The sequence below is a fragment of the Candidatus Bathyarchaeota archaeon genome (genome assembly GCA_026014585.1).
GTDB lineage: Archaea > Thermoproteota > Bathyarchaeia > Bathyarchaeales > Bathycorpusculaceae > Bathycorpusculum.
Map to the genome: position 1 here is coordinate 154,635 of JAOZIA010000022.1, position 19,813 is coordinate 174,447.

At 43.3% G+C, this 19,813-nt stretch carries 20 protein-coding genes; 15 read left to right on the forward strand and 5 right to left on the reverse strand.

The annotated features are described in order from the left end of the window. Positions 1 to 104: 104 nt before the first annotated feature. Positions 105 to 2,324: a sodium-translocating pyrophosphatase gene (locus NWF01_07565; GenBank protein MCW4024875.1), complete on the forward strand. Its 2,220-nt coding sequence runs from the start codon at positions 105 to 107 to the stop codon at positions 2,322 to 2,324. A 52-nt stretch (positions 2,325 to 2,376) separates the two neighbouring features. Here the strand turns inward: NWF01_07565 and NWF01_07570 are convergent, their stop codons facing one another. After that, complete coding sequence (locus tag NWF01_07570; protein ID MCW4024876.1) at positions 2,377 to 2,709, reverse strand: hypothetical protein; 333 nt, start codon at positions 2,707 to 2,709, stop codon at positions 2,377 to 2,379. A 141-nt stretch (positions 2,710 to 2,850) separates the two neighbouring features. Between NWF01_07570 and NWF01_07575 the strand changes: the two genes are divergently transcribed. From NWF01_07575 to NWF01_07615, 9 genes are all read left to right on the forward strand, one after another. Beyond that, positions 2,851 to 3,615: a DUF996 domain-containing protein gene (locus NWF01_07575; GenBank protein ID MCW4024877.1), complete on the forward strand. Its 765-nt coding sequence runs from the start codon at positions 2,851 to 2,853 to the stop codon at positions 3,613 to 3,615. Positions 3,616 to 3,639: 24 nt separating this feature from the next. Further along, positions 3,640 to 4,068, forward strand: a complete 429-nt coding sequence (locus NWF01_07580) for a hypothetical protein (GenBank protein MCW4024878.1) — start codon at positions 3,640 to 3,642, stop codon at positions 4,066 to 4,068. A gap of 173 nt (positions 4,069 to 4,241) precedes the next feature. Continuing rightward, positions 4,242 to 5,063, forward strand: a complete 822-nt coding sequence (locus NWF01_07585) for an HD domain-containing protein (GenBank protein MCW4024879.1) — start codon at positions 4,242 to 4,244, stop codon at positions 5,061 to 5,063. 90 nt (positions 5,064 to 5,153) lie between these two features. Next, a complete protein-coding gene (locus NWF01_07590; GenBank protein MCW4024880.1) occupies positions 5,154 to 6,539 on the forward strand; it encodes an aspartate ammonia-lyase in 1,386 nt (461 codons plus the stop codon). 155 nt (positions 6,540 to 6,694) lie between these two features. Beyond that, complete coding sequence (gene eif1A / locus NWF01_07595; GenBank protein ID MCW4024881.1) at positions 6,695 to 7,000, forward strand: translation initiation factor eIF-1A; 306 nt, start codon at positions 6,695 to 6,697, stop codon at positions 6,998 to 7,000. A gap of 124 nt (positions 7,001 to 7,124) precedes the next feature. Then, the gene (locus NWF01_07600; protein MCW4024882.1) at positions 7,125 to 7,910 is read left to right on the forward strand and encodes a serine protein kinase RIO; all 786 of its coding nucleotides are present in this window, start codon (positions 7,125 to 7,127) and stop codon (positions 7,908 to 7,910) included. Then, positions 7,907 to 8,491 (forward strand): KH domain-containing protein, encoded by a 585-nt coding sequence (locus NWF01_07605; protein MCW4024883.1) that lies wholly within the window; start codon positions 7,907 to 7,909, stop codon positions 8,489 to 8,491. Before NWF01_07600 ends, NWF01_07605 begins: the two co-directional genes overlap by 4 nt. A 14-nt stretch (positions 8,492 to 8,505) precedes the next feature. Continuing rightward, positions 8,506 to 9,030: a hypothetical protein gene (locus NWF01_07610; GenBank protein ID MCW4024884.1), complete on the forward strand. Its 525-nt coding sequence runs from the start codon at positions 8,506 to 8,508 to the stop codon at positions 9,028 to 9,030. Positions 9,031 to 9,093: 63 nt separating this feature from the next. Then, complete coding sequence (locus NWF01_07615) at positions 9,094 to 9,801, forward strand: hypothetical protein (protein ID MCW4024885.1); 708 nt, start codon at positions 9,094 to 9,096, stop codon at positions 9,799 to 9,801. 3 nt (positions 9,802 to 9,804) lie between these two features. Here the strand turns inward: NWF01_07615 and NWF01_07620 are convergent, their stop codons facing one another. Continuing rightward, on the reverse strand, positions 9,805 to 11,001 hold the full coding sequence (locus NWF01_07620) for an NAD(P)/FAD-dependent oxidoreductase (protein ID MCW4024886.1): 1,197 nt from the start codon (positions 10,999 to 11,001) through the stop codon (positions 9,805 to 9,807). A gap of 327 nt (positions 11,002 to 11,328) precedes the next feature. After that, entirely contained in the window at positions 11,329 to 11,541 is a 213-nt protein-coding gene (locus NWF01_07625) for a hypothetical protein (protein ID MCW4024887.1), read from the reverse strand. A 156-nt stretch (positions 11,542 to 11,697) separates the two neighbouring features. Between NWF01_07625 and NWF01_07630 the strand changes: the two genes are divergently transcribed. After that, the gene (locus NWF01_07630) at positions 11,698 to 12,909 is read left to right on the forward strand and encodes a hypothetical protein (GenBank protein ID MCW4024888.1); all 1,212 of its coding nucleotides are present in this window, start codon (positions 11,698 to 11,700) and stop codon (positions 12,907 to 12,909) included. Between the two features lie 21 nt (positions 12,910 to 12,930). On the opposite strand, the gene NWF01_07635 is transcribed toward NWF01_07630, so the two are convergent. Next, positions 12,931 to 13,122, reverse strand: a complete 192-nt coding sequence (locus NWF01_07635) for a hypothetical protein (protein MCW4024889.1) — start codon at positions 13,120 to 13,122, stop codon at positions 12,931 to 12,933. Positions 13,123 to 14,605: 1,483 nt separating this feature from the next. Between NWF01_07635 and NWF01_07640 the strand changes: the two genes are divergently transcribed. The 4 genes from NWF01_07640 (at position 14,606) to NWF01_07655 (ending at position 19,011) form a co-directional block, all read left to right on the forward strand. Continuing rightward, positions 14,606 to 14,788, forward strand: coding sequence for a hypothetical protein (locus NWF01_07640; protein MCW4024890.1), 183 nt, complete (start codon positions 14,606 to 14,608; stop codon positions 14,786 to 14,788). 1,191 nt (positions 14,789 to 15,979) lie between these two features. Next, positions 15,980 to 16,414 (forward strand): hypothetical protein, encoded by a 435-nt coding sequence (locus NWF01_07645; protein MCW4024891.1) that lies wholly within the window; start codon positions 15,980 to 15,982, stop codon positions 16,412 to 16,414. Positions 16,415 to 16,483: 69 nt separating this feature from the next. Further along, positions 16,484 to 17,167 (forward strand): ABC transporter ATP-binding protein, encoded by a 684-nt coding sequence (locus tag NWF01_07650; protein MCW4024892.1) that lies wholly within the window; start codon positions 16,484 to 16,486, stop codon positions 17,165 to 17,167. Next, positions 17,164 to 19,011, forward strand: coding sequence for an ABC transporter permease (locus tag NWF01_07655; GenBank protein ID MCW4024893.1), 1,848 nt, complete (start codon positions 17,164 to 17,166; stop codon positions 19,009 to 19,011). The genes NWF01_07650 and NWF01_07655 overlap by 4 nt, the downstream gene beginning before the upstream one ends. Here NWF01_07655 and NWF01_07660 read toward each other — a convergent pair. Beyond that, positions 18,994 to 19,701 carry a DUF234 domain-containing protein gene (locus NWF01_07660; GenBank protein ID MCW4024894.1) on the reverse strand — a complete coding sequence of 236 codons (708 nt, stop codon included), beginning with the start codon at positions 19,699 to 19,701 and terminating at the stop codon, positions 18,994 to 18,996. The genes NWF01_07655 and NWF01_07660 overlap by 18 nt on opposite strands. Positions 19,702 to 19,813 lie beyond the last annotated feature (112 nt).

Below are 19,813 nucleotides of genomic sequence, written 5' to 3' on the forward strand. Positions count from 1 at the left end.
TGTAGACTAAAACATGGCTTATTTGAGAAAAAATGGTGTAAACAAAAAAATTTCTTCAATAAAAATCGAAAATTTTATAAGAGTAAGGCGAGAGGTTGTTCACCATGTTAATACCTTTACAATCCCTAACTGCATTAACAATAGATTCTCCCTACATTTTTTGGATAGCCCCAATAGCTGGTATAATCGCCGTAATAGCCTCGCTTATACTCATGAACCGAATCGGCAAAATGAGCCAAGGCGGAGCTAAAGCGGTTGAAGTCGGCAACGCCATCAGAGAAGGCGCATACGCTTTCCTGAAAAGGCAGTACAAAACCATCGGTATAATCACGGCGGTGCTGTTTGTGCTGCTGTGGATAGCTCTGCCAACAGGACCGTTTGGCGTGGGCACGGCGGCAGCGTTTCTGGTGGGAGCAGTCGCGTCACTGGCGGCTGGCTACATCGCCATGGACAACGCAACCAAAGCCAACGTGCGAACCGTCGCGGCAGCCAAAGAAAAAGGCGCAGAAGCTGCATTAAAGACAGCGTTTTACGGCGGCGCCACTATGGGTATGGCAGTTGTTGGTTTATCACTTTTAGGTGTAAGTTTTCTGTTTCTGCTCTACGGCGGATTTGACGCAATGTTCGGCGGCATCGCTGATGTTACCGAAGCTGCTGAACTTGGCAGAGCCGCAGCAAGCGGAATCGTCGGCATGGGTTTTGGAGCATCACTAATCGCGCTGTTCGCCCAGCTTGGCGGAGGACTCTACACCAAAGCAGCTGACGTAGGCGCAGACCTCGTCGGCAAAGTTGAAGCAGGCATCCCCGAAGATGACCCAAGAAACCCCGCAGTAATCGCCGATAACGTCGGTGACAACGTGGGTGACAGCGCTGGCAGAGGCGCAGACCTCTTTGAGTCAGCAACAGGCGAGAACATCGGTGGCATGATCATCGGTGGCTTAATCAGCATCGCCACAGGCAACCTGATTTTCCTGTTCTTCCCACTGATTGCACGCGCCTTGGGTATCTTCGCGACATTTGTCGGTATGCCCTTTGTCAAACTAAACGAAAAAGAAGCAAAGCAGCCAATGAAAGCCCTACGCAAAGGTATGTTGGTTACAACTGTTGTTGCAGGTATACTGTTCTTTATTGCAACAGTATTTTTGTTGGGTAACATGAACCTGTTCTACTGTTTACTTGCAGGTCTAGCAGCTTCAGTAGCAATTGACTACATCACAGACTACTATACAGGACGCGACCGTGGGCCAGTCGTAAAGATTGCCCGCGCAAGCGAAACAGGCAGTGCAACCAACATCATCACAGGCTTTGCAGTCGGATTAGAAACCACTGCTCTACCAGTAGTCTCACTAGTTATCGCGTTGATAACTTCATACTGGTTTGGAACACAATTCGGTATGGAAATCGGCATCGATCCCTTCATAGGTGGAATCTACGGAACAACCCTTGCAACAATGGGTATGCTCGCAGTTATGGGCATGGTCTTAGCCCTTGACGGCTTCGGACCAATTGCCGACAACGCAGCAGGCATCGCAGAGATGTCAGGTGAAGGCGGCGCAGAAGAAACCATGGAAGCCCTTGACGCAGTGGGTAACACAACTAAAGCCCTAACCAAAGGCTTTGCGTTGGGTTCAGCCTTACTTGCAGCACAACTGCTATTCCAAACATATATTGAAGAAGTCGTAGCAGCGGTTGAAAATGGTACATTGTCACCTAATGCAATCCCTGGAATAGACCTTTCCAATCCTGTATTGGCGATAGATATTTCAAATCCTGCAGTGCTCGTCGCAGGTTTCATCGGTGCAATGATACCCTTCTTCTTCAGCAGCCAAGCCATCAGTGCAGTAGGCAAAGCAGCAGCCGAAATGGTCGCAGAAGTCAGACGGCAATTCAAAGAAATACCCGGTATCATGGAAGGCACAGGCAAACCAGACTATGGCAAAGCAGTAGACATCAGCACAAAATCCGCGCTTAAAGGCATGGTGCTCCCAGGAATAATCGTCGTGGTAGTTCCATTAATCGTTGGTATCCTGATGGGTCCAGCAGCAATCGGTGCACTAGTTATAGGCGCAACACTCTCAGCGGTTCCACTGGCTCTATTCATGAACACTGGTGGTGGCGCATGGGACAACGCTAAGAAACACATTGAAGCAGGTAACTTCGGTGGCAAAAACAGTCCAGCTCACCAAGCAGCAGTCGTCGGCGACACAGTCGGTGACCCACTCAAAGACACAGCAGGACCAAGCCTACACGTGCTCATTAAGCTCCTTAGCACACTTAGCATCGTGTTCATCCCGCTGTTCTGGAACCTGCTACAGCTGATATAAGCACGGAAAAACAAGGGAAGTTTTTCTTCCCAACCCTTTTATTATTTTTAGTTTATTTTTCAGAGATTTTTGGGCTTTCAGACAGTTCGTCAGTGTAACTTTCTTCTTTAAGTTGTAGTGCCATTTCTCTGCCTAAATCGGTTAAATAGAAAAGTTTGTAGCGATTACGTCCATCCCTTGTAAGTTTGACTTCTTCACGGAAAAGCAGTGCTTCAGTTAGTATCTCACAGTTTCGTATGTCTATAGATGAACTGGTTGTTCCTAAACTGTCTTTTAAGTAGCTCAGGTGCTGTTCTTGATTGTCTAATGCTGCGGTTAAATAACTCTTAAAAATGCCTGTTTTGTGCTGAAAAAATTTTAACATGTACTGCTCAAAATTTTCCATAAAAACACCACAAATGCCTAATTAAAAATCTGTTTTTGAATGCTTTAAGTATTTCTACTTCAAAAATGCGGGTAATGTCTTTTTATTGGGCAGGGAAAACCTTATCAGCAAAACCAATCAATAAAGGGCAAGAGGGTTTACATGTCATTTGAGTCCGCAAAGAAGTATGGGTACATTTCAAGTTTGTTAACAGTGATTTTTCCCGTAATTGCCCTCGCGGTTCTATTAGTGGTTATTTTGCCTTTAAGTTTGACTATATCAATTTTTAGCCCTGATACTGCGATTACGACTATGGTTGGAATCCTATTAACTGCATTAATTATCAGCTTAGCCAGTGTCTGCGCAATAACCTTTTTATTCCTATCAGCAATGTACCGGTTATCCAAACATTACAATGAACCAACTCTGTTCATGTATCCAATATACGCCTTAATCATTGGAATTGCAGGAGCAATCTGTACCGTTATATTCCAATTACTATTATATCCCATTTACTCGTACACAACTTTCACAGCATTAACAACTTACCCAAACACGATGCTTTACTCGATTTTTTCAATAGGAATAAACCTGTTAATCTCCATAAGTTCAGGTTACCTTTACATGCGTACCTTCAACAAACTCGCCGAAAAATCAGGCGTTGACAACTTCAAAACTGCAGGTTTACTCTACATTATCGGCGCAGTACTAACCATTGCTCTTGTTGGTGGTCTAATAATTTGGATTAGCTGGATTTTTGTAACTCTGGGATTCCGAAAACTCACACCTACGCCCCAAACAACAGCAGCCCCCACAACAACAGTGACAGGAGTTCCAATGGGACAAAACCTTTACTGCCCACAATGCGGCACAGAAAATCCCCAATACGCCATATACTGCCAATCATGCGGCAAACAACTAAAATAAACGCCAAAAACGAGCGGGACACAAATGAAACATGCCTTCACTAACCAACGCTTTTGCAGACAATGGCAAACCACCGCTGATATAACCGACAATCAATACTGCCGAAAATGCCCAAGCCAGCCATGCCAACAGCTTTGGCTAATGATAAAAAAGTTGGCTTCAAGCAATAATTATGAGGGTATAGAAGCAAAGACTCTTTCTGCTCAGCATCGGTTTAGGCTCTTTACGACACCTCGGCAGGGTGAGTACCGGTGTAGTTTTCAGGTGCTTGAACCTTTCCGCGTGGGAAACCCTTGGGGAATATCCAAAGAGGACTTCATGTATGTCCTCAAAACAGGCGATGACCATACACCCTCGCAGACTAGGCAGAAATCTCATGTTGAATCAATAATCAGCCTGCTAAACACTCAAGAAACCAGTAGAAACCTAATCAACCAAATACTAAAAAAATAAATACTCAATAGAATGCTTTCCACATTCCTATTAGGCTCCAAATAGTTGATCTATGCAGAAACTATAGAGGGGAGGTCCCTAATGACACATTTCTCAGCCAAAAATCATCTGCAAAGTTGTGCTGATGTAAGTTTAAATCTTTTATCCAGCATAAACCTGTAGGAACAAGCGCTATGTCAGTCCCATTCACTTTCAACATTCCCTACCGAAACAACCCCAAACTCAAAGCCATAATGGAAAAAGTCAGAGAAGACAAAAAATTACAGATGTACTGGAAATGCGCTAACGTCATGGCAATCGAACGCATGGGCTACACTGATCATGGACCAACCCACGTAAAAATCGTCTCCAATCTCGCCCTAAAACTGCTACGGATACTGGTTGAAAAAAACCGTATTACCCCAAGCATCGTAGAAAACTACGCCGGCTACGGCATGAAAACTGAGGACGCTGAGGTTGTGGTGGTTTTAGGCTCAATTTTTCATGATTTAGGCATGATAGTGCAACGCAATAACCACGAAAAATACAGCGCAACTCTCGCACTGGAGTTTCTGGAACGCTGCCTCAACCCAACCTACAATGAAGAAGAACGCGCCATAATCACCTCTGAAGTTCTCCACTCCATCGTTTGCCACGAAGAACCCAAATTCGGAGAAGCACCAAACAAAATCCTAACAAAAGAAGCGGGACTCGTGGGGATTGCGGATGCTTTGGATATGGAAGCTGGTAGGGCACGGATTCCTTTTAACGCGGGCAAAGTTGATATTCACGCTGTTTCTGCGCTCTCTATTGAGAAGGTTGTAGTTGAAGCTGTAGAGGATAGTAGTAAGCCGATTGTTATAAAAATTGAAATGTCCAATTCTGCAGGTGTATTCCAAATTGATGAACTCTTAAAACCCCGTATAGCACGCTCAGGACTTCAACAGTACTTCCACGTCATCGCAGAAATCACAGGTGAAAAAGAAAACCGCATCATAGAAAAATTCGAAATCTAACCCTCCTGGATGCGCCCGTGTCCAAAGAAGATTAAAGCAACGCATAACATACTACCCCTAAACAGGCAAACACTCACAGGAGAACCTGAAATGGAAACCCGCAGAGAAATTGACCCCTTAGGCGAAAAACAAATCCCAAAGAACGCTTACTATGGAATCCAAACTTTTCGGGCAACAGAAAACTTTCCAGTCAGCGGCATAAAAGAACCCGCTGTATTCATCAAATCTTACGTGCAAATCAAAAAAGCCGCTGCAATCGCCAATCAGCAAGTTGGATGGCTTAAACCTGAACTTGCAGAAGCCATAATCCAAGCCTGCGATGAGGTGCTCAGTGGGAAACTGCTGGACCAATTTGTTGTTGATGTTTTTCAGGCGGGTGCAGGAACCAGCTTTAACATGAACGTTAACGAGGTGTTGGCTAATCGGGCTTTGGAATTACTAGGTAATGAAAAGGGTGACTACAAAACCGTCAGCCCAAATGACCATGTGAACATGGGGCAATCAACAAATGACACCTTCCCAACTGCTCTGCACGTATCAGTTCTAACCGCTCTACAGCCCCTGCTCACAGAGCTTGATAGGCTTGCTGATGCCTTCAACGTTTTAGGCGAAAAGTATGAGGATGTTTTGAAGGCAGGACGGACGCATTTACAGGATGCAGTTCCCGTCACTTTGGGGCAGGAGTTCTCTGCTTATGGTTCAGTTATCAAACACGCGGCTGATGAGCTTGGACGTCGTCAAGAGAACCTATACAGCGTCGCGTTAGGCGGTACCGCAACAGGCACAGGCGCCAACACTCACCCTGACTACAAACGGCTCGCAATAGCGGAACTTGCCAAAATCTCAGGCTTTCCTCTCAAGGCAGCAAGCAACAATTTTGAGGCATTGCAAAGTCACCGCGCCGCCCAGTCAGTGTCCAGTGGGCTTAAGGAGTTGGCTTTAGAGCTAATTCGCATCGCAAACGATTTACGCTTGTTGGCTTCTGGTCCAACTACGGGCTTAAACGAGATAACCCTGCCACCCGTTCAGCCAGGAAGCTCAATTATGCCGGGTAAAGTGAATCCTGTAATGGCAGAATGCCTTGATATGGTTGCTTTCCAAGTTGTTGCTTGTGACACTGCGGTTTCACTTGCAACTCAAGCAGGACAAATGGACCTCAACGTGATGACCCCAGCAATCGTCTACAACATGCATTTCAGCATTCAAATCCTCACTAATTACCTGCCTGTTTTCCGACAAAAATGCGTTGAAGGCATAACCGTGGACAAGGACTGCTGTCAAAACTATCTTGAAAAGAATCCGTCGTTAGCGACTCTTTTGGCGCCAAAAATTGGCTATTTAGAAGCTGCAAAAATTGCAAAGCAAGCCCAAGCTGAAAAACGCTCAGTTAAGGAGGTCGTGCTTGAGCGGGGACTGCTGTCTTGCGAGGAGCTGGACCAGATTTTTAGCCGTAAAAACCTGCTAAATGAAAAATAAGCTGACGGTGACTCCAAAAGAGAAATCTGCAAACCTAAAACATAAGGTTAACCCTTCTTTTTTGTTTCAAATCACCGTTAAATTGTTCGGAACGATGAACATGCTTTTAAGTAACTTGTGCCATTCTGTTTTCACGTTAAATAGGGGTTTAGTGTTTGGGAAAGAAAAAAGTCTTAAATGAAGGCGCAATAAGCGAACTAGTTTACCCCGGTCAAGGCGAAGTTCTAGGTGTAGTTACCAAACTGTTAGGGTTTGACCGTATTCAAGTTAAATGTCAAGACGGCGCCGACCGATTGTGCCGTATCAGGGGAAAAATGAAACGCCGCGTCTGGATACGCGAAGGCGACATAGTTATCGTGAGTCCATGGGACTTCCAAAGCGATAAACGCGGAGATGTCGTGTGGAGATACACCCACGCACAAGTAGACAACCTAAGACGCAAAGGCGTCCTAACTCTTTAACCATTTTTTCTGGTTTTGATGCTTTTCTTTGTGTTTTCTAAAGCTGGTAATACCCTTTTTCTAAGAATTTCAGATTTTTCTCGATTTGTTTTAATACCTAAAGACAATATCATGGTTGACTATTATGTCCCATAATGCCCGAAAACGCTTAGCACACCGAGAACGCACAGTGGAACGCCGCGACAAAATGCTCATCCACAACCACAGTGACGAGCGCGCTACGGTAGAGGAAGTTTTTGACCAAACCACACGCCTAGTCGTTTTCAGTTTACTCAATAGTGGTGTGCTCTACGAGGTTAACGGCGTAGTTAGCTCGGGCAAGGAAGCTAAGGTGTACTGGGGCAAAAACAAGGAAGGCACTGACCTTGCAGTGAAAATTTACTTGACTTCTTCTGCCGAATTTAAGAAGGGCATGGTAAAATACATCGAAGGCGACCCCCGGTTCAAAAACATAAAAAAAGATACACGTTCACTTTTTGCAATTTGGGCGTCTAAGGAGTTTCGTAACCTCAAAGAAGCTTTGGAAGCCAAGGTTCCTGTTCCAAAACCCATCGCGGTAAAAAGCAACGTGGTGGTTATGGAGTTCATTGGCAAAGAAGGCGTGAGTGCACCATCATTTAAAGAAAACCCGCCAGATGACCCCCAAAGAGTCTACAAACTAATAATTACGTATCTTAAACGGTTATATCGGAAGGCAAAGCTTGTTCACGGTGATTTGAGCGAGTATAACATGATGATGTGGAAGGGTAAACCGATGATTTTTGACATGTCCCAGTCCGTATCTGTTGAGCATCCTATGGCGGAGTTTATGTTACGGCGGGATTTAACGAATCTTAACAGGTTCTTTAAAAGGCTTGATGTAGAAGTAATTGAAGTTGAAGAATTGTACAGGATGATTGTTGGAAAATGATGACAGGTAGACCAGACGCATTTATACGAATTCCAAGAGAACGCGTCGGCGTTTTGATAGGTCCAGACGGCAAAGTCAAAAGCCACATAGAAGAAAACATGCAAGTAACACTAGAAATAGATACAGAAGGCGAAGTAAGACTCATACTGGGTGAAAAAGCTGCTGACCCATCTGTGCTACTGCGAGCAAAAGACCTTGTAACCGCTATTGGGCGAGGCTTCAAACCCGAAGATGCTTTCCGATTAATCCGCAACGAAGATGAAATCTTTGACTTGGTCGATTTACGCTTGACTTTTGGGCGGTCAGAAAGCGACATACGACGCGTAAAAAGCCGCATAATCGGCTCAGATGGCAAAACCCGCAAACTTATCGAGGAACTCAGCGAATCCAGCGTCGTGGTTTACGGTCACACTATCGGAATCATCGGCACCTTTGAGCAAGCGGACACTGCACGCAATGCAGTTCAGATGATTATTGATGGTTGTCAGCATCACACAGTGTATAAGTACCTGCAAAAGAAGCGCTCTGAGTTTAAGAAGCAGAAGCTGGAGATATGGGAAAAACCTGAAAGTGAAAGATAAACTGCTGATTGCTAATGACAGACACTAACGAGCACAAAGAAAACCTCAAAACTGCGACGGAAAGTACGAAATCTTGGACGACAGAAGCTGACAAATTTCTGTTTACCAATTTTTTAGGCATGACTGATGAATCCTTAGCCGCTGAACTGGGAAAGCCCATTGAAGTCATTGGGCAGCAAAGAGAAGATTTGGGTTTGATGCGTCCCCGAATAGTGCAAAGAACAACCACCAGCTTTAGAATCCAAAAAATTGTTTTCCACTTAAAAGCTGGGCAAAAAATATCGGGCAAAGTTAAGGTTGATGGCGGAAAAAAAGACATTATATACGGATTCTTTCAATACCAAGGTCGCCTATCCAAGCTTTCACCTAACAATCAGGAAAAAATTGTGGCACAAAAAAACTACAGCTACCAAATTAGCACAACAGGGTCACACTGTTTCTATTTTAGCAACGCTATCTCCTTGATTACTTCAAAGACGGTTGAGTTTATTTACCGAGTAGGCAACGGAAAAAAGGTCTCCATAACCTTCAAAATATAACTTATCTACATGCTAAAGAAATAAAAGCATGCGCCAGACAACACTTTTCAGAAGCGACCGCCCTTGAACCCCGAGAAAATCCTAAAATTCGACCTAAATGCTGTTGAGCAGTCGCTTTTGGGTGTAGAGCAGAACTGGAAAAAAATTGATGATAAATTGGCTTTGGAAAAAATTGGTCGTCGCGACACTCCTTTTGACTCTATTGTTCGAACACGAATGATGAAGGCTTACACACACTTGGACGGTTTGCTTAGGCAAGAGCTGGAGCCTTTTTCACCCAAGAGTCTTACGGAAATGATAGAGCTCAATAATCTGGTTCATTATGGTTTAGATTGGGAGTTGCGTCTGCAGTATCATAAGGCCATATTGGCTAATACTGAAAAGTTTTACGCTCAAATCGTGCCCATAGAGCGATGGTACAAAAAACATATGAAAGGTGAACCACACCCGCTTAAGGTCGCCGCCGAAATCTACGTTGCCATTCTGGGTCATCCTCAGCTTTTCATAGAAGGCAATCACCGAACAGGCAGTATGATTTGCAGTTGGATAAGCATGTACTATGGGCATCCACCGTTTGTGCTCAGCGTGGAGAACGCCATAAGATACTTTAGACCATCGGCAGAAATCAAAAAGTTCGCGGACAAATCCACTTGGCGTGGTCGCTCAACACTGCCCAAGTATCGGCGACGGTTTAAGAAATTCTGGGAAGAAAACATCGACAACAACTACGTTCTTAAACCAATTAACCCTAAACAAAAAAACAGTACTTAGCATTTATTTTTGATGACTGTAACGCGCTATTAGTTGCAGTTTTGTTGAAAGAGGAATCTTTTCTACCATGTTGGGAATTGACAAATCCTTGGATAACTCCTCAGTAACCAGTTGTTTTAAGGGTTGGTTGCGGTTTAGTTCTTGAACTGTAAAATTCCACAACCTATCCATGCGGCTGCCGTAGGCTCTTTTCTGAATTCTTCGTCCATAATGGATCTCCTTGCCCAATTGTCTCGCCCAACGTTTCTGATAATCGTGCAGTTTACGCGTCGAAAAATCAGAATCATACTGTTCATCAAAAACGTCCAAAGCTATATCAGCGGATTTAAACGCGAAGTAGATGCCTTCCCACGTGGGTGGGTCTATCATTCCTGCAGCGTCACCTATCAGCATGAAGCGGTCACCGTAGGTCTGCTTAAGCGTTGTATTCGGCAGCATGGCTCCTTCTAGTTTCAAATCATCAAAACGGCGTGGTAAATACTGCTTAAGGTTAGGGTATAATGAAGTGTAGTTGCTGATAAAATCCCAAAGGCGCTTTTTTTTCTGGGGGTTATCGGGATTGGTGACGAGCCCTAAAGAGAGTGTTTGTTTTTTGGGGAAAACCCAGCTGTAACCTGACTTGCTGTATCGGGTGTTAAAACAAAATTCTATTTCGTTACCGATTAAATTGTCAATTTCCCCTTCTGGGACAGTCAGTTCTGCTTGTAAGCCGATGCTGAATTCAGGCATTTTCAATTCAAGCTGCTTAAAAACCTGCGGCGACATCCCAAACGCACCAACAATCAATCGACTGTTAAGAGTTTGGTTGTTGCTGAGGTTGACTTCTGCATAGTCTTTTTTGATGGTTATGTTTTTGACGGCTACTTCAAATAATGCCTCACAACCGCTGTCTGTTGCCTGCTCAAGTGTCCATTTATCAAACTGTGCCCGATTAACTGTTATGCCTGCGGTTTTGTTGAATTTTAGCTGGGTTTTTTCTCCGACTGGTGAAACCATAGCGAAACTGCTGATTTGCCGCTCAACCAGTTTAGAGGGAACAGTGTATGATTCAAGAAACCGCCCTGAAAGACCACCTGCACAGCATTTAGCCCTGCCCAGTTGGTTCTTCTCAATTAAGGTAACGGAGTAACCTTTTTTTGCTGCTTGTGCTGCAAAGTGTGCACCAGATGGGCCGCCACCGATTATCAGGACGTCTCTCATGCGTTCTCAGACCGTACTTTTGTTGTTTTCACTTAGCACTTGGCTGGATAATAATTTTGTTTATTAGGTGGGCTCTTAGGGCGTTAACTCAGCGTTCAAGTCAAGCCTGAAGCCTTCATAGTTAGCGTCGTTCGCACTCAAGATCTACATCATCTGGTGTCTGCGGGGCCAGACTCGTCATCGCCCACCCAGCAATTGAACAGCGGTTTGAAGATTATAATGTTTAGGTTGTTTTGGGTTTTGTTGTTCAGAAACCTGTTTAAACAAAACCTGCAGTATTAAAAAGTGTACAGTTTTATAGAAAGGGTTCAAAGAGAAAGATTGAAATTACTTTTTCTTTTCTTTCTCTTCTTCTTGAATTTCGCACTGTAACCGTTTGATAATTTCATCAGCGCGTATAGGCTCAATTTTGAGCGTGTAGAGTTGACCTACTGTTCTTAGTTTTAGTTTGACTGTTTCTTTTAGCCTCTTTACTTTGCAGTATTTTGCTTTGGCGCTCATGGCGACAAATTCATCAATATTTGTAATTTCGGATGGCATGAGTTTTCCTCTTTAAGTACCGCTCTGATGGATGCAAAAGCGAGTTTTTATCTGTTTTGGTGCAACAGGCACTTTTACCCTTTTTAGCAGCAAAAATAAATATTTTTAAATCACAAATCAACCATGATTAAACTAATGTAGACTACAAGTGTCATGGTGAATAAGCTGACGAACACAAAAACATACGGGTTTATACTGATTATAGTTTTGGCGGTATCAGGCATAGCCTTTTTTGGAGCACAGCCCAAAGCTCAAACAGCCACCGAACAACCATATATTGGCGTAAGCTTTTGCGGCAACACAACCCAGCAAGCAATCACGCTTATTGACCGTGTTAAAAACTTCACCAACCTTTTTGTGGTTCAAACCGGTGAAACATCTCACAACCAAACCTTACTAACAGAAATATGCGATTACGCCATAAACTCGGGATTGGATCTTATCGTATTTTTTGGCTGGCTTGAACCCACGCAGCCCTGGCAGTTCCCATGGATATTAAATGCCCAGCAAAAGTATGGGGACCGGTTTTTGGGAATTTACTATTATGATGAACCTGGCGGGATTGAGATGGATTATGATTGGCCAAGCTATTTTACAATGATGAAGATGCTGCACATGAATCGAACACAGTTTTACCACAACACCACCGAAGCAATCCAAGGATTCACAGACGAAACCAGCCGTAACTACACTGACGCAACCCAACGATACATTAACTTCATGAAAGGAGACTCCAACATGACACGCCTACACCAATATGACATCAACGTATTCACCTCCGATTATGCCCTTTACTGGTTTGACTACAAAATGGGGTACAACACAATTTTCGCAGAGTTCGGTGCCAACCAATCCATAGCCCAAGATATCGCATTGGCGCGTGGAGCAGCAAACATACAAAACAAGACATGGGGTGCCATCATAACCTGGACTTATCGGCAAGCGCCCTACATAATCGAAGCGCCAGAAATGCTTTCCCAGATGAAGATGGCTTATGTATCAGGAGCACAATACATCGTAATCTTCAACCACCCCTACCTTGACGATAACCCCTACGGCGTACTAACCGAAGACCACCTCGAGGCAATGGAGGAATTTTGGCAATTCACACAAAACAATCCTGCAGAATACAACTCCATTAAAGCTGATACCGCTATGGTTATGCCTGAAAACTATGGGTTTGGACTGCGTAGTGCTCAGGACCACGTTTGGATGTGGGGTCCAGACAGCAAATCTGCCCAGGTATATGATCAAGCGCAACGGCTTCTTTCTCAGTTTGGGTTACGGTTGGATATTGTTTATGATGACCCCGAGTTTCCGTTACAGGGAAATTATACACGGTTAATCTGGTGGAACCAGACCCACTAAAAAAGCAAAGGGGTTTAAGAGCTATTTTTTCTTGGGTTTAATGCCAAGTTTTAGAATTACCTCAACAGTGTATTCTTCTTCTGTTTTGCCCACGTTAAAGTTCCACTGTTTAACTTCTACTTCCATGTCCTTTAGGCGTTCAACTACAGCATCTCTGTAGTCTTGAGCGCTTTCGCCAATCTTTGCCAACTTTTCAGATATGCTTTCACTCACACAATACACCTCCATACAAGCTCTTTTCTACTGTAGCATCTCACAGCTTACTGCTTTAAAATTATGTGACTGTACACATACAACAGCAACTAACAGCCAGCTTAAAAGGCTGTTAAAAAATTGCAAAATAACGAAATTCCTCGAACCTTATATAATCATGAAACCAAAAACTGAAAACAAACAAACTTCCAACTCAACAATCAGCAGTCACACAAAACAGAACCCCTCCAAACCCCCAAACAAAGTAACCCTAAAGCGACCTCCGCCACATTGAGGCAGATATTACAGTTTTCTGTTTTTTCAAGGCTATGTTTAATCAATTTTAAGCCTGTGTAGCTTCGTTTTTACCATTTTTAATGCTCCAAACACGTGTTCGTTTTCATTTCAGCAGAGCACAACCCATTTTTTACAGCTCAAAAATCACTAAACCTGTTTTGTAAAAGCCAAACTTGTTAGGGTACAGTGTAATCTTTGCGGAATTGGTAGTTGAGGTGGACGAAAATTTTTCGTATGGTCACTTTTTACACTAAAAAGCTAAAAACAAGCAGGTTTTCCTTCTAAAATTTCAGCAAATTGTTAAAGCAGCATGATGATTTTTGTTCGGTTGGCTGTACGAGTAGCGAAGTGGAGACAAAAAGTTTAGTTTTGAAGAAACTGTAAATGAACTGTGACGGTCCAAGAGTCAGGTGCTGATTTGCCAAAAACAAATTCCTGCAACTAATCAGCATAAGCACCACCTAACTAACCAAACAAAACTTCAACTAACAGTAAGTTTTATAGGAGCACCCCCGCCAAACTTGTTCATAGGAAAAGTATGAAAAAACTTCACTTCAGGTATTCTTTGCTTTCTTTTGGCAGTTGCATGCATTGTTTTTCTACAAATTTCAAAGTACTCAAGCATCAACAGATACCACTTGGCACCAATGCCCGAGCGAGCTTCAGGGATTTAAGCTGTTGCAGTTAACGATAAAATCTACGTTTTTCACTGACCAGTCACCTACGTTATATGACCCAACAGCAACACTGGAGTCCAAAAAACAGTATGCTACCTTGTTATTGATTTGGGGTTGATCAAAGGGCAATGAGATATAGATTATCGGAGGAAATAAACAATTTCCCTCAAACGATAACAGTCTACAGTACCCTCTCTGATTCTTGAAGCATAAAAAGCAAGCACTGACCTTGCGGGAGCACGGTAGCCAACTGTTGAAGGAAAAAGTTCTGCCATATAATGTTTAAAAGTCAATGTTACGGGGTTGATGATTGCTACGGCACATATTGGATGTTTATGACCCAGAAATAAATCTACACCGTAAATACTCCTACATAGGATGTGGGTGCCTCTAACCTGAACCTTGAAGCCTCAATGATATTGCAACCACGGGACTGCATGCGCCACAGAGCTACGGTATAGACAGCACTAAGCAACAACACTTTAGCGGTAAACAAACAGAGGCAGTAGAAACATGTACCACTTTAAGATATGGCGCAGCAATGCCACCAGCAGCCCAGAAAAGCACACACTATCCTAACAGAAAACATTACACTAATCGCTGGAGAAATAGTTGCAGCAGTTATCACAGTCACAACTGGTACAGCACACCATTTCAAGCTTCCTAGGAAACGCCTCAAAGTCAACCATCAACATGTTTCTTATTTTAGATAAGGAACAAAAGAACAAGATAGTACGCAGGCTAGTTTAAACAAGGTTAACTGTCTGTAAACACAAACGCTTGCGCAGGTTTTAAGCAGAAAAAATTTTTGTTTAGCTTTGATTGCTGCACTCCAGAGCATATACCGCCGGCTTTTGAGTAGCTTTACCTGTTGACATCACCAGACCCCGCCAACTAAGTTGTCTATCAACAGGGGCATCACCAGGTAAAAACAAAAAATCTGCCTTCCAAACCTGCACAAAACAGCTCACCCCCAAAAAAGTCATGGCCAAAAACCAGATCCAACCCAGCAGAGATTAACATTTTTTCTTACTTGTGCAATGTTGCCTTCTTATGGTTTTGTGCACACCTGTTGCTTGTCTGATACACTGCTGGATGGGCTGGGGGATGATAAATCATGAGCTCAGGTCGGGCTAAAAATTTCGGCTACTCGATAAAATTATTTGTGCAAAAAACAGTCATTTTAAGCTTATTTTGGCATAGCGACGAGTTTTTTGCGTTGTTTTATAACGAAACACAATGCCTCAAAAATCAGCAAATGTTTTATTGTCAAAACACAAAACAAAAAGCCCTAAAAACCCCCAAAAAACAAAAACCAACCTGATTTAGCCTTATTTGCCTTTCCCTTGGGGTATTGGCATGGAGAATATCGGGGCCTCATATAAGTACCTACGAAAATCTCCATGCGAAGCAAAAATTGGGTTTTTCGAGAACCCTTCGAGTAAAATAATTGCTTTTGGGATCTTTTTGCAATCTTTGAGTTTCTAGAGAGAGGCGCTCTGGTTTTTTCTGATTGCTGAGGTTTGCTTTGAAAAATTTTTGCGGGGGTTGGGAAGCGAATTTTTTGTTGAATGTGTTGGTTTGGTTGATGCTTTTGTATATGGTTGATTGTGGTTGCGTGTTTTGCATGTGTTGGGTGGTTTTGTTTGTGTTGCTTTCTTGTATGGGTGCTTGGTTTGTTGGCGTTTAGTGTAGCCTACAGCAACCATATTTTTATTGCATTGATGTTGAGAAATTCATTTGTGGTGGTTCTGGTGAATTCAGTATTGTCATTTGGTTTATCCATCACCATGAGTTTCCGCAGTCACCCAAACCAAAACCTGTATACGAAAGCATCACCCAAACACAGTTTCCACAGCAACTTTTATCTCTAAAGCAATACAAACAGGAAAGAGGCATTAAGGATGAGTAAAGAAATCGACCGAGTGCGCCTAAGACGCTGGCGCAAAAGAGGATTCTACAGTGAAACTGTCCTAGTTAAGCTTCTTCAGAAAAAAGGTTACCATGCCGTACGCATCCCCGTAAGCAACCCCAGCCTAAGCCCACTACCGGACCTTATTGCTCGAAGAGGCATACACACCTACGCGTTTGAGGTAAAAAACGCCACCTACTACGCATACTATCCTCAATCACAAATCGACAAACTCTTCCGTTTCCTAAACGAGTTCATCACCTCAAACAAAGAATACAAACACGCCGTTGTAGCTGCTCATCTTGGTAAGCGATGGCTATTCAAAGAAATTGCATGGGACGATTGGGAAAAAGGCAAGCTCCCAGATAAAGTGCGGATTTTAAAGCGTGACCGCGGAAACTTTAACGCAGACACCAGCTACGCCTAAGCGGTAAATGAGTGTACCTCAAAACTATATAATAAGAAAGGAAACATAGCAACAGAGGAGACGCAACCATTGAACGATTTGATAATGGTGCAAACAAAGTCGCTAACAAAAAATTACCCCATAGGCGAAACCCAAGTTGACGTCTTAAAAAACATCAATCTCACCATCCCCAAAGCCCAATTCACAGTAATCTATGGTCCCTCAGGCGCAGGAAAAACGACGCTGCTAAACATCATCGGCGGAATCGACAAGCCCACCAGCGGAGAAATCATAGTTGCCCAAAAAAACCTAACCGCACTGGATGAAAATGCGCTTTCAGATTTTAGATGTAATCAAATAGGCTTTATTTTCCAAGCATACAATCTGGTTTCCACTTTAACGGTGGCTGAGAATGTTGCTTTTCCCATGGAGTGGACACGAAAACCCGCAGAAGAAATAGAACAAAGAGTCCAGCAGCTTCTGCAAACCGTCGGTTTAGAGAGTAGAGCCAACCATTTTTCATCCCAACTAAGCGGCGGCGAACAGCAACGGGTCGCATTTGCCCGAGCCTTAGCCAACGACCCACCCGTCATTCTTGCAGATGAACCCACAGGCAATTTAGACACAAAAAATGCCAAAAAAATCCTTCAAGTTCTCCAGTTACTCAAATCTGAAGGCAAAACTGTTATTATTTCAAGCCATGATGTGGAGATTCGAGGCTTAGCAGATCAGGTTTTGATGTTGGACAACGGGGTTTTGGCGGTTAAAAAATGAGCAGTACTTCTTTTCCTGTTAATGATTTGTTGCGTAGAAGGCTTCAAACAGGTTTAACTGTTACAACATTGACGTTGAGTGTTGCTTCAACGCTGTTTTTGTTGCTTTTCAGTTTAAGAGTTGAGTTTGATATTAGGGCGCAAGGTGTTTTGACTATTGGGTCAGCTATTTATACGCAGTTTTTGCTTTTTATTTTAGTCATAATTTTCATTGTTGGCGCTGTTCTTACTTCGTTTATCATTTTTTTGATGATGCACCAGCGCACACGCGACATCGGATTAATCAAGGCTGCAGGCTGCCCAAACCGCTTAATCGCAGGCTACTTCATCACAGAACTGCTAACCGTAACCGCAATAAGCTGCATTTTAGGCGTCATATCGGGATTTTTAGCGGATTTTGCCGCAGCAAACTTGATCCTGCAAACCAGTCAAATGCCAAATTTGTGGTGTGGTCTGTTTGTTTTTGCACTTTTTTTCGGTTTAGCCCTATTTTTCGGGCTTAAACCCATATCAAACGCTGCCAAAATGTCCCCTATAGCCGCGCTTTCACCTGTTACCTATTATCATCCAACTGCAGAAAAAAAGCATAAAGCGCTCTCAAAGCGGGGTTTAACTTGGAGAATTGCTCAGCGAAGCCTGTTTAGGCGTCAATCGGCAAATGTACGCATTATTGTTTTGCTTTCAGCAGTTTTTGTTTTACTTACCATTTCGATTGCGGGAAGCATTATTGCCCGTGATACCACAACAGTTTGGGTTCAAGGTGCTGTGAATAAAGATGCGGTGGTTATAGCGCACAGTAGCATGGGCGCGCAGTATGTTAATTTGTTGTCAACGTTTAGCGGTGCAACGATGGTGGAAAATTTTAACTATTTAGACCCCAAGCTTGCTATCCCTGACACTGTAACTCAACAGTTGAACGCTATGGAGGAGATTGCTTTTGATGCAAGATTAATTCTTGAAAGCCATGTTTACGAAATCGGAAACTACACAATTATTGACCAAGTAACCTATTCTGTGGGAGACAATAGGGAAGGAGACTCCTTAATAATAGGTCTTAATCCAGAAACTTTTGATTCCGCCAACCTTAACGGGCACACAATAACCAGTGAACATGAAGCAATCATTGGCGATTCTCTGGCAAACCTTATGTATTCTCCCTCAGGACAAAAAATTGCACGTGCAGACCCCCTTGTTGAAGCCATAAAAATCCAAAACACAACCTACAACATTGTAGGCGTAACTGTAGACCCAACAATGAACGGCATAGTAACCTACATCCCACTAAAAGCCCTGCAAAACACCCTCAACTACACAGGACACACCCTCATCTACGTACAAATAACCAGCGCTGCCGACAGAGACACCGTGATTTCCCAGTTAAAAAGCACTGTTAAAGCGGTTGATACTGACTTGGACGTGTTCACTCTTGATGGCGTTGTTGCAGAAAATGTTGCGTTTCTTGCTTCTACATGGTCTTTGATTCTGCTTTTGCCTCTGTTTTCCATGGTTTCAGCTGCGCTTTGTCTTGCAGGTTACATGATGCTTGCAGCAGATGAGCAACGTCAGGAACTGGGGGTTTTACGTGCAGTAGGCGCAAAACCAGGCATCATCACTTCGGTTATGTCAATTCAGGCTTTAATTGTGCTTTTTTCAAGCTTTGGGGCTGGATTAACGCTTGGGGCTTCTATAACGGTTATGATTCTGATGCCCAATCCCGTTATCTCAGCATTCACGATCATCGAGATTGCAGTCTGGTTCTTTGCAGCTATAACGGCAATGTTTGTTTTGTGCCTGTACCCAGCGTTGAGGCTTCAAAAATCATCCATTCTACGACTCATCGCTTAGGTGCCCAAAACTTTTGGGGATAAACCGTAGAGTGTTTGCATATGCGGGCAACTGAAGAAGAAAATCTTGGAGTTGCAGAACTGGCACGATGGGCACGTCAAAGACGAATTTGAAACTACTGGGCAACAGGCTAAGCACTGCAGGCACAAACTTGGCGCTGTCCCATTGTGTACAGTCCAGGTTTAATTTGGGGTTTGGCAAGGTGTCTGCAAGGGCTTTGGTGCGGTCAATTTGGCTGTTGACAATCTTTTTGAGTGCAGATGGCGCAATTGCATGATGGTAATGTTTGCAGTCTATGCATATGACCAGAGGTTTTTTGCATCCCACTACATCTATTTCCCAGCGGCGACCGTTGCCTTTGAAGCGCACGTTTTTGGAGACAGAAAAATTGTTGTTACGAAGGGCTGTTGCGGCGATTTCTTCGAATTCTTGCCAGCAGAGTAAGTTGCTTATGTCTTCGATGTTGTAGCCTGATGTGGCTGAAAGCACGGCTAATTGAAGCCTACCTTGCGTTTCTACATGCACAGAATCACCTGTTAAATATAGGAGGTTTTGGTTTTGTAGTTTTTGAAGCAACTTTTCAACAATATCCAAAGGCAAGCGTGAGTCATTTTTAACATCTTTAATTAAAGCAGGCGTTTCTTTGGTGAGTTTAAGCAGCGAAATAAACAATTTACACTCAAAACTCACAACATCACCCCCAACAATTAAACAAATAACATGCAATTTTTGGTTTTTTCAAGATTTAAAGGCAACACCCGCAAGTTTTTGGTATACAAAAGCATCAACCAAACACACTAAT

Bases quoted from the DNA above. Each gene is read 5' to 3' on its own strand.
- NWF01_07600 (MCW4024882.1), top strand. From the start codon at position 7,125: ATGTCCCATAATGCCCGAAAACGCTTAGCACACCGAGAACGCACAGTG.
- NWF01_07565 (MCW4024875.1), top strand. From the start codon at position 105: ATGTTAATACCTTTACAATCCCTAACTGCATTAACAATAGATTCTCCC.
- NWF01_07645 (MCW4024891.1), top strand. From the start codon at position 15,980: ATGAGTAAAGAAATCGACCGAGTGCGCCTAAGACGCTGGCGCAAAAGA.
- NWF01_07570 (MCW4024876.1), bottom strand. From the start codon at position 2,709: ATGGAAAATTTTGAGCAGTACATGTTAAAATTTTTTCAGCACAAAACA.
- NWF01_07605 (MCW4024883.1), top strand. From the start codon at position 7,907: ATGATGACAGGTAGACCAGACGCATTTATACGAATTCCAAGAGAACGC.
- NWF01_07610 (MCW4024884.1), top strand. From the start codon at position 8,506: ATGACAGACACTAACGAGCACAAAGAAAACCTCAAAACTGCGACGGAA.
- NWF01_07585 (MCW4024879.1), top strand. From the start codon at position 4,242: ATGTCAGTCCCATTCACTTTCAACATTCCCTACCGAAACAACCCCAAA.
- NWF01_07620 (MCW4024886.1), bottom strand. From the start codon at position 11,001: ATGAGAGACGTCCTGATAATCGGTGGCGGCCCATCTGGTGCACACTTT.
- NWF01_07575 (MCW4024877.1), top strand. From the start codon at position 2,851: ATGTCATTTGAGTCCGCAAAGAAGTATGGGTACATTTCAAGTTTGTTA.
- NWF01_07640 (MCW4024890.1), top strand. From the start codon at position 14,606: ATGGCGCAGCAATGCCACCAGCAGCCCAGAAAAGCACACACTATCCTA.
- NWF01_07580 (MCW4024878.1), top strand. From the start codon at position 3,640: ATGAAACATGCCTTCACTAACCAACGCTTTTGCAGACAATGGCAAACC.
- NWF01_07625 (MCW4024887.1), bottom strand. From the start codon at position 11,541: ATGCCATCCGAAATTACAAATATTGATGAATTTGTCGCCATGAGCGCC.
- NWF01_07655 (MCW4024893.1), top strand. From the start codon at position 17,164: ATGAGCAGTACTTCTTTTCCTGTTAATGATTTGTTGCGTAGAAGGCTT.
- NWF01_07590 (MCW4024880.1), top strand. From the start codon at position 5,154: ATGGAAACCCGCAGAGAAATTGACCCCTTAGGCGAAAAACAAATCCCA.